The organism is Cupriavidus sp. SK-4 (assembly GCF_000611125.1).
Classification (GTDB): Bacteria; Pseudomonadota; Gammaproteobacteria; order Burkholderiales; family Burkholderiaceae; genus Cupriavidus; species Cupriavidus necator.
In genome coordinates, this window is record NZ_JFJW01000088.1 from 1 (window position 1) to 6,497 (window position 6,497).

General features: G+C 61.4%; 4 protein-coding genes and 3 pseudogenes. 4 read left to right on the forward strand and 3 right to left on the reverse strand.

Annotated features, from left to right (window positions below):
• Positions 1–77: 77 nt before the first annotated feature.
• From CF68_RS18620 to CF68_RS18630, 3 genes and pseudogenes are all read right to left on the reverse strand, one after another.
• On the reverse strand, positions 78–455 hold the full coding sequence (locus CF68_RS18620; RefSeq protein WP_035821508.1) for a type II toxin-antitoxin system VapC family toxin: 378 nt from the start codon (positions 453–455) through the stop codon (positions 78–80).
• Positions 455–634, reverse strand: coding sequence for a type II toxin-antitoxin system Phd/YefM family antitoxin (locus CF68_RS18625; protein ID WP_051591582.1), 180 nt, complete (start codon positions 632–634; stop codon positions 455–457). Before CF68_RS18625 ends, CF68_RS18620 begins: the two co-directional genes overlap by 1 nt.
• Before the next feature lie 238 nt (positions 635–872).
• A pseudogene (locus tag CF68_RS18630) lies at positions 873–1,454 on the reverse strand (PDDEXK nuclease domain-containing protein); the annotation flags it as partial.
• On the opposite strand from CF68_RS18630, the pseudogene CF68_RS36320 reads away from it, so the two are divergent.
• From CF68_RS36320 to CF68_RS18640, 4 genes and pseudogenes are all read left to right on the forward strand, one after another.
• Positions 1,451–1,612, forward strand: a pseudogene (locus CF68_RS36320) (DUF1016 N-terminal domain-containing protein); the annotation flags it as partial. The pseudogenes CF68_RS18630 and CF68_RS36320 overlap by 4 nt on opposite strands.
• 195 nt (positions 1,613–1,807) lie before the next feature.
• The gene (locus CF68_RS37735) at positions 1,808–1,984 is read left to right on the forward strand and encodes a hypothetical protein (protein ID WP_200872567.1); all 177 of its coding nucleotides are present in this window, start codon (positions 1,808–1,810) and stop codon (positions 1,982–1,984) included.
• A gap of 40 nt (positions 1,985–2,024) precedes the next feature.
• A pseudogene (locus CF68_RS18635) lies at positions 2,025–2,632 on the forward strand (IS6 family transposase); the annotation flags it as partial.
• Positions 2,633–2,761: 129 nt separating this feature from the next.
• On the forward strand, positions 2,762–6,199 hold the full coding sequence (locus tag CF68_RS18640; protein ID WP_035821510.1) for an adenylate/guanylate cyclase domain-containing protein: 3,438 nt from the start codon (positions 2,762–2,764) through the stop codon (positions 6,197–6,199).
• Positions 6,200–6,497 lie beyond the last annotated feature (298 nt).

Here is a 6,497-nt window from a genome sequence, read left to right on the forward strand (position 1 = left end):
CGGCGGAGCTTGGGGGAGCGGTCAAATCGGGGCCGCCCTCGGCTGCTATGCCGTCACTGCCGAAGTTTCTGTGGACCCTAAACCCGAATGACGAGGTCGGAATACTTCCAGATCCGTTCGTCTGCCGATAGCAGTCGCAATGGTTCGGTGATCGCCTGAGCGACCAGCAGTCGATCAAACGGATCTCGATGGTGGTTTGGCAGATGACGCACTGCGGCTGCATGCGTGTTCGTCACCGGAAGCTCGCGAAAGCCTGCGGCGGTAATTTCAGCGATGAGTTCGTCGACATTGACTTCGATCTTGTCGAGGCCCGCCTTGATGGAGATTTCCCAGAGGCTGGCCGCACTGATGAAGACCTCCTCGGCATCCAGGATCAGTTGCCGCGCGGTCTGGCTCAGCTTCGGGTCATTCGTGACCGCCCAGAGGAAAACATGGGTATCGAGCAGGATGCGCATTACCGTCCCTCGAATGCGGCCAGCAAGTCATCGGGGAGCGGCGCGTCGAAGTCATCCGCCGTGCGGATCTTGCCCTGCAGCCCGCCGAGGCGCCGTGAGGGCTTTGGCTTGGCGAACGGCACGATCCGGACCACCGGCTTGCCCGCCTTCGCAATCACGACCTCGTCACCTGCCGCCACGGCCTGCCTTGTCCTGCTGGAGACGCTGGTCCGATCGCCATCGCAGGCGGCTGAGACCGTGCGGCCGGCACAAGGCTACCAGACTCGCCCATATGGTCATCAAAAATGGTGGTGGGCGCCGGAGGCGACCCCGTTCCACGCTAAAACATCCTCCAACGCAAGGTCGTCGTCGTCACACAAATTGCGGAAGACCCACTTTTGCTTCGGTATGCGGATAATGAAGTTCGGGGCCGCGCATTCACTCGCCGCTTCCTGCGTCGTTTAGCCGGCCAAGGCGTGCGTCCAGCTCCCGCCTTGTCCTGGCCAGTTCCGCGGCCAGCAGATTCTCGTTAGGCAACACGGTCTGGTATTCGGCGGCCAGCACCTTGTTCGGCAGGCCCTCCAGCGCGTAGTGCGCCTCGTTGCTACCCTTGCTCGCGCACAGGATCAACCCGACGGGCGGGTTTTCGCCCGGCTTCATCCAGTGCTCGCGGGCGTAGTTCAGATACATGTGCATCTGGCCGGCATCAGCATGGCTGAATTTGCCGATCTTGAGGTCGATGACCAGCAGGCATTTGAGCTGGCGGTGGAAGAACAGCAGATCGACGCGAAACCAGCTGTCGTCGATGCGTAGACGGCGCTGACGCCCGACGAAGGCGAAGTCGTCACCCAGTTCCAAGAGGAAGTCGGCTAAGTGCTGGATTAGCGCCTCCTCGAGGTCCGACTCGGAATACTCGTCCTTCAGATTGAGAAATTCCAGCACGAACGGGTCCTTCAAGGCCTGTTCGGGTGTGATGACATCGACGCTTTCGGCTACTTCGCCTTTCTGCAACAGGGCTGCCCTGGTCTGCGTACGTCCGACTGCTCTCGGTGCGCAATGAGATGGCGCGCGGATTCTACGAAACTGAAGCCCTGCGCTGCGGCTGGTCGGTACGGCAACTTGACCGACAGATCAATAGCCAGTTCTACGAACGCATTGCCCTGTCACGCAACAAGGCGTATAGCTATTGCCGCGAGCGTCGCGGCATGCGGCGGCGACGGTAGTTCTGAATCGACCGGCGGCGGTTCCGGTTCAACTGTTACCAAGCTTGGCCCATCGACCACATTTCGCAGACACCGTCTGCGAAATTGCCCACCGCCCGAATTTCGCAGACATCGTCTGCCATTTCCACTGGTGACGAGATTTCCAAAGCCTTGTCCCGGAATTCTGTCGACCTGTCGGAGCTGGCCAAAGCCCCTGTGCGCGTTGACCGGATCGAGGCGCTGTTCGACGGCCAACCCGGCAAGTCCGGCTGGGACCAGCTCAAGCGCGAGCCCAAACGCCCGGGCGCGCGGGAGATTGCAGGTTATGTCGCAATAAGCTTCCGGTAGAATGAGCCGGTATCGAATTCAGGCAATGTGGGCAGTGGTGATGAACACGGAGATTGCGAAGGTATTGAAGCGCTTGCACTATCCGCTGGAGGTGATGCTGACCTGCGTGCGCTGGTATGTCGCCTATCCGCTGAGCCTGCGTCATCTCGAGGATATGATGGCCGAACGTGGCATCTCGGTTGACCATTCGACCGTGCATCGCTGGGCGCTGAAGTTGCTACCGGCGCTAAACAAAATCTTTCGCCACTCCAAGCGTCCGGTGGGGAAAAGCTGGCGCATGGACGAGACCTACATCCTGGTACGCGGCCAGTGGAAGTATCTGTACCGGGCGGTCGACAAGGCGGGCAATACCATCGACTTCCTGCTGCGCGCCCAGCGTGACAAGGCCGCAGCACGGCGGTTTTTCGAGAAGGCCATCGCGCAGCATGGCCAGCCTGACACGGTGACCATCGACGGCAGCGCATCCAACCTGGCGGCCCTGCACGACGTCAACGCCCAACGAGAAACTCCCATCACCATCCGGCAGGTCAAGTACCTGAACAACATTGTCGAGCAGGACCATCGAGCCATCAAATGCCTGACCCGACCAATGCTGGATTCAAGGACTTTCGCTGCGCGCGCATCCTGCTCGGTGGCATCGAACTGATGGCGGACAAGGTGGTCCTGCGAAACTCGAAGTGGCCAGCTCGGCTCACACTCCGACTCCACGATCTGTCTTGCGAAGGGCGGTGATTGCGCCTCTAATGGGTTCGTGGCAGGCGGCATTCAGAGGGCAACATGCGCTGCGCAAATTGCGGGTTTGAGAGTCCCGCGGGAGCCAATTTCTGTGAGGAGTGTGGGCAAAGGCTTGCGCAAATCTGCCCTCACTGCGGCTACGAGTCCAGTCCCACCGCGAAATTTTGCTGTTCATGCGGTGCGGTATTGACCGATTCGGTTGCAGCGCCACTCCATCGCCCGCCTCCAGCGCCGGCTGTCCCTGCACCTGTTCTTTACACGCCGCCCCATCTGGCCGAACGGATCCGCGCCGAGCGGGCGGCCATGGAGGCGAAGGGAGCAGACGTAGCCGGCGAGCGCAAGACGATTACGGCGCTGTTTGCGGACATGGCCGGCTCGACGGCATTGATCCAGGACCTGGATCCTGAAGAAGCCCGCAGCCTGATCGACCCGGTTGTGGCGCTGATGATGGAAGCTGTGCATCACTATGAGGGGTATGTGGCCAAAGCCCTCGGGGATGGCATCCTGGCCCTTTTCGGCGCGCCGATCGCCCACGAAGACCATGCTCTGCGGGCGCTGTTTGCGGCACTCCGCATGCAGCAAGCCATGAGCAGCCATAGTGACAGGGTCCGGCTGGAGCAGGGCATCCCGCTGCAGATCCGGGTGGGTGTCCATACCGGGGAAGTGGTGGTCCGTTCGATCCGCAAGGATGACTTGCGCACCGACTACGACCCGGTCGGCAATACCATCCATATCGCTGCACGCATGGAAGGGGTCGCTAAGCCGTCATCTATCCTCGTCAGCGAATCGACCCACAAACTGACCGAGGGCTATTTCGAATTCAAGACCCTGGGGAGCACCCCCATCAAGGGCCTGCGGGAGCCGCTTGTGGTGTATGAGGTGCTCGGCCTCGGCGCATTGCGCACGCGGCTGCAGGTGGGGGCGCATCGCGGGCTGGCTCGCTTTGTCGGCCGCGAGGCCGAACTGGAGCGCTTAAGTGAGGCGTTGGAACGCGCCAAGACCGGGCATGGGCAGAGCGTCGGGGTCGTGGGGGAAGCGGGAGTTGGCAAATCGCGCCTGTTCTACGAGTTCAAGGCACGCTCGCAGCAGGGCTGCATGGTGCTCGAAACCTTCTCGGTGTCGCACGGCAAGGCGTTTCCCTACTTGCCTTTGATCGATCTGCTGAGAAACTACTTTCAGATCACAACTCAGGATGATGAACGCCGGTATCGCGAGAAAGTCACCGGAAGGCTGCTGATCTTAGATCGCGCGCTGGAGGACCATCTACCCTACCTGCTCTATCTGCTCGGCATCATCGACCCGGGTTCGGCCTTGCCAACCATGGATCCCGCCATCCGCCGCCAGCGCACCTTTGAGGCGATCGCGCGGCTGCTTGTGCGCGAGAGTCAAAATCAGACACTCATACTCCTGTTCGAAGACCTGCAATGGCTGGATAGTGAGACGGAGGCTTTCCTCAATGTCCTCATCGAGGACGTGCCGGGTGCCAGGATGCTTTTGCTCGTCAACTACCGCCCCGAGTACCGGCATGACTGGTCACACAGGCGCTACTACACCCATTTGTGCCTGGAGCCGCTGGGCCAGGCGGAGGCGCAGGGGCTGCTGTCGGGGTTGCTGGGGGACGATCCCTCTCTCACGCCCCTGAAACTGCTGATCCTGTCGAAGACCGAAGGGAACCCATTTTTCATGGAGGAAGTGGTTCAGACACTGGCCGAGGAGAACGCCTTGCTCGGCCAGCCCGGAAACTACCGGATCGAGAAGGCCCCTTTGACGCTGCATATGCCGACGACCGTGCAGGGCGTGCTGGCCGCCCGTATCGACCGGCTGTCCGTCCCGCAGAAGGAACTGCTCCAGTCGCTGGCAGTCATCGGAAAGGAGTTTCCCTCCAGTCTGATTCGGCATGTCACGGCGCTGCCCGACGACGTGCTGCACCCCCTGTTGGCTGACCTGCAGGCGGGGGATTTCATCTACGAGCGCCCCGCCTTCCCGGAGGTGGAGTACGCGTTCAAGCATGCGCTGACGCAGGAGGTCGCGGGCAATTCCCTGCTTTCGGGGCAGCGCAGCATACTGCATGAACGTACGGCCCAGGCCATCGAGGCATTGTTTCCCGGCAGGCTGAAGGAGTATTGCAGCGAGCTGGCGCACCACTACAGCCAGAGCGGCAATGTTCCGAAGGCGGTCGAATACCTGCAGCTCGCCGGCCAACAGGCCCTGCAACGTTCAGCTCAGCTCGAGGCGATCGGGCATCTCAGTGCAGCCCTCGATCTACTCAAATCCCTGCCTGATACCCCCGAACGCGCCCACGAGGAACTCACCATGCTGCTGACCCTCGGTCCTGCCTGGATGGCCGCTCGAGGCTATGGTGCGCCAGAGGTGGAGGAGACCTACACGCGTGCATTAGCCTTGTGCGAACAGGGCGGAGAAACACCGCAGATCTTCTCGGCGCAGTTAGGACTGTGGTCGTTTTATCTATTGCGTGCGCAACTCAATACGGCACACGCCTTGGCGGAGCGGCTCCTCGGTCTCGCGCAGGATACACAAGAACCGGAGCAGCTCGCGGAGGCGCACCGAATTCTCGGAGCCACCGTGTTCCGTCTGGGCGAGATCAGGATGGCCCGTACCCACACGGAGCAGGCGCTGGCACTGCACCGCCCCGATCGGGAACCATACAGCAAACTTCTGCGTTATGCGCGGAACCCCGCGGTTCATATGCGGAGCACGTTGAGCTGGACCCTCTGGTTTTTGGGCTTGCCGGACCAGTCGCGCGCGCGCAGCGAGGAAGCGCTGGCGCTGGCGAGAAAGGCCTCTGACCCGTTCGGCCTTGCCTTGAGCCTGATCTTCGCGGCCGAATTGCACCAGTACCGGCGCGAAGTGCAACTGGCGCAGGAGTATGCAGACGCCGCCATCGCGCTTTCGAGCGACCAAGGGTTCCCACTCTATCTGGGTTGGGGAACGATCCTGCGCGGCTGGGCGCTGGCCGAGCAGGGTAGTCATGAGGAGGGAATCGCGCAAATACACCAAGGCCTCAGGGCCCACGAAGCCACCGGAGCGGCATTGGGTCGGCCGACGCTTCTGGGACTGCTAGCCAACGCTTATGGAAAAGCAGGGCAAGCCGAGGCAGGGCTTCATGTGCTGAGCGGGGCGTTAGCTCTGGTGAAGAACACGGGTGAGCGGTTCGCTGAGCCGATTCTGCTTCGGCTCAAGGGGGAACTGATTCTGATGTTGTCTGGCGACGAAGCCGGCTCGTCCACCAGGGCCAAGGAAGCCGAAGCCTGTTTTCAGGCGGCAATTGCCATCGCTCGTGACCAAGGAGCCAGGTCAGTCGAGCTGAAATGCGCGCTGAGCGTGGCCCGGTTATGGCAACGCTGCGGCAAGACGGATGCTGCGCGCTCGATCCTGGCCGGTGTTCATGGGACGTTCACCGAGGGATTCGATACCGTTGACTGGCAAGATGCCAAAGTACTGTTGGAAGACCTGACGTAAGCGGCCTGACCAGGCTCGTGGAGGCGTCTGCCGATTAAAAGCGGCTGGCCCTTCGGATCGCTGCAGTTCCCTCAGGCGCTCAGTGAGGCGTCCGATACCGACATCACAGCCGAGATCAGACAAAATGCATGGGAGAAGCGCGCCCCCCAGCTGCCGTGGCGCGGAGATGGATTGCGGTGCACCTTCGCTGAGCCGGCTGTCCATGCCAAAACTTCAACCTATCGAGCCGCATCAACGGGGTGCGACGCCTTCGCCGATTTGGATGTTGCGCCTTCGGTCTGCTCGATCCACAGGCCGA

Bases quoted from the DNA above. Each gene is read 5' to 3' on its own strand.
- CF68_RS18620 (WP_035821508.1), bottom strand. From the start codon at position 455: ATGCGCATCCTGCTCGATACCCATGTTTTCCTCTGGGCGGTCACGAAT.
- CF68_RS18640 (WP_035821510.1), top strand. From the start codon at position 2,762: ATGCGCTGCGCAAATTGCGGGTTTGAGAGTCCCGCGGGAGCCAATTTC.